The sequence below is a fragment of the Enterobacter cloacae complex sp. GF14B genome, from assembly GCF_004136805.1.
GTDB lineage: Bacteria > Pseudomonadota > Gammaproteobacteria > Enterobacterales > Enterobacteriaceae > Enterobacter > Enterobacter hormaechei_C.
Genome location: NZ_QFRV01000190.1, coordinates 1 through 2,609, shown reverse-complemented (window position 1 = coordinate 2,609; position 2,609 = coordinate 1). Strand labels below are relative to the sequence as shown.

The following is a 2,609-nucleotide window of genomic DNA, read 5'->3' as shown; positions in this document are numbered from 1 at the left end:
CGCAGCGGGCGGCTGGTGAGGTAGGCCATGTACCACTCCCCGGTGTGGGTCTGCAGCAGCGAGCCGTGGCCGCTCTTCTGTAGCGGGTTCTCCGGCAGGTGCCAGCTGGTCATCATCGTCACGTCCGGGTGCAGCTCGTACGGCCCGTCGATGTTTTTGGAACGCAGTACCACGACCGCGTGCTCGTAGCTGGTGCCGCCCTCGGCAACCATCAGGTAGTAACAGCCCGCGTGGCGATAAAGATGCGCCCCCTCGGTGTAGCAGAGCGGCGTGCCGGTAAACAGGGTTTTACGCTCGGGCGAGAGCGTGCCGGTCTGCGGGTCAAACGCCTGCATCACGATCGTGTTGTGCGGGTTGCTGTGGTGGCGCGGCCCCCACGGGCGATACAGGTAATATTTGCGGCCATCGTCGTCGTGGAACAGGGACGGATCAAACCCGCCGTTGCCCATCGGGATCGGTTCGCTCCATGGCCCTTCGATGGAGGGCGCGGCAACCAGGAAGTTGCGGCCATTTTTCCACGGCGAGTCGACAATCTTCACGTCGGTGTAGAGCAGCCAGAATGTGCCGTCGGCGTAGCTGAGGCACGGCGCCCAGATGCCGCCGGAGTCCGGGTTGCCCTTCATGTCCAGCATCGACACGCGGTCCAGCGGCGTGCTGACCAGCGACCAGTTTTTCAGGTCACGGGAGTGGTAGATGCGCACGCCCGGGAACCACTCGAAGGTCGAAGTGGCGATGTAGTAGTCCTCGCCCTGGCGGCACAGGGACGGGTCCGGGTTGAAGCCGGTAAGGATTGGGTTAGTAATTTCCATATTGCCTCCGGTTAATGGGATGCGGCTGTCGCGGCGTCGGGAACGGCCTCGCCCTGCGCCGCGCGGTGCTTGATCAGCTGCTGGCTGATGGCCTCCACGCGGGCGTCGGTGAGCTTGTAGAACGACAGCATGATGAACATGCCCGCGTAGAGCACCACCGGCACCACGCAGAACAGAATTTTGATGGTGGTCAGCACCTCGACCGGCTGCACGCTGCTGCTGGCGGAGTAGTTCACGTACGCCAGGATCCAGCCCACCACCGCCCCGCCAATTGCCAGGCCAATCTTCAGGCTGAACAGATAGGTGGAGAACACCAGCCCGTCGAGGCGGCGCCCGCTGCGGCTCTCCTCGTAATCCACCACGTCAGAGGCCATCAGCCACTGCAGCGGCGTGGTGGTGTTAAAGACGAACAGGAACAGGATGTTGAGGGCGAAGATCAGCGCGATGTGCTCGGCCGGGGTGACGAAAATCAGCAGGCTGATGAGCGAGTAGGCGACGATGATCCACTTGAAGGCGGTGACGCGATCGAAGCGGCCCAGCAGACGAGACGAGCAGAGCGAGCCGAACATGGTGGCGAGGCTGCCGTAGAGTAAAAACTGGGTCGCCATCTCCGGGTGATCCATCACGTATTTCACGAAGTAGAGCGTCGCCCCGCCGCGCACCACGTTGGAGCAGGTCGCCATCATCTTGAACGCGCACATGATCCGCCATTGTCCGTTGCCCAGCAGCAGCTTAAGGTCTTTCGCCACTGACGAGCCCGGCTGCACCTCAAAGGTGTAACGCTCTTTGGTGGTAAAGAAGCAGACGTAGAGCAGCACCACGCCGGTCATTCCCAGCACGCACATGGCGCCGAAATAGCCCACCTGCTCGTTCCCTTTACCGATGATGCTCACCAGCGGCAGGGCAATGCCGCTGATGGCGAGCGACCCCGCGGCGGCGAGGAAGAAACGCCAGGACTGAAGGGCGTGGCGCTCTTTCGGGTCGGCGGTGATCACCCCCGGCATGGCGCAGTACGGGACGTTAACGAAGGTGTAAACCAGGGTCAGGAGAATGTAGGTCGCGCAGGCGTAGATGATTTTGCCCTGCGCGGAGAAGTCCGGCGTGTAGAAGGTCAGCATGCAGACGATGCCAAACGGGATGGCGCCCCACAGCAGGAACGGGCGGAACTGGCCGTAGCGGGTACGGGTGCGGTCTACCAGCAGCCCCATCAGCGGGTCGGTCACGGCGTCGAGCACGCGGGAGACCAAAAACAGCGTGCCCATAATGCCCGCGGAGAGACCGAACACGTCGGTGTAGAAATAGGCCAGCAGGAACATCGTGGCCTGCCAGACGAAGCCGCAGGCGGTGTCACCCAGCCCGTAGCCAATTTTGTCTTTCATGGTTAATTGCGTCATCAGAATTACACCCTTATGTAGTGTGCTGAATTACAACATCGTGTTAATGGAGTGTAATGAGCTGTTCAATTAACCAGCAATGGTCATATCTTATTTCTGAATTACGTTATTTTGCTTTTGTGACGCCAACGATATATCACAACTTATTGTTTAAATTAGCAAATTACAGACATGCGAAAACCGTCCGCGGAATATTTCCCGCAGACGGTTTTATCTTAGAAAATAATTAAATGCCGAGCGCTTTTTTACCGGCGTTAATTACCTCGATAATTTTATCGGTGTCATAAATACAGCCTTTCCAGGTGCCGCCGCTCACCGACTGCAGCGCCGCCCACAGCCGGGTATCGTCCGGCAAAAAGTCGTGGGCGTGCAGGTCCGGGTGCGTCTGCCGCATTGCCAGCTCGCG

General features: G+C 59.7%; 3 protein-coding genes. All 3 read right to left on the bottom strand.

From position 1 onward, the window contains the following. Positions 1-809, bottom strand: an 809-nt coding sequence (locus tag DD606_RS24515) for a glycoside hydrolase family 43 protein (RefSeq protein ID WP_139158359.1), incomplete at its 3' end; no start/stop codon positions are given. A gap of 11 nt (positions 810-820) precedes the next feature. After that, entirely contained in the window at positions 821-2,203 is a 1,383-nt protein-coding gene (locus DD606_RS24510; RefSeq protein ID WP_129259376.1) for an MFS transporter, read from the bottom strand. A gap of 226 nt (positions 2,204-2,429) precedes the next feature. Further along, positions 2,430-2,609 (bottom strand): hypothetical protein (locus DD606_RS24505; RefSeq protein WP_139158358.1); only part of this gene is annotated, 180 nt, incomplete at its 5' end.

What these genes read in the sequence shown, in the direction of transcription:
- DD606_RS24510 (WP_129259376.1), bottom strand. Translation starts at nt 2,203, where the DNA reads ATGACGCAATTAACCATGAAAGACAAAATTGGCTACGGGCTGGGTGAC.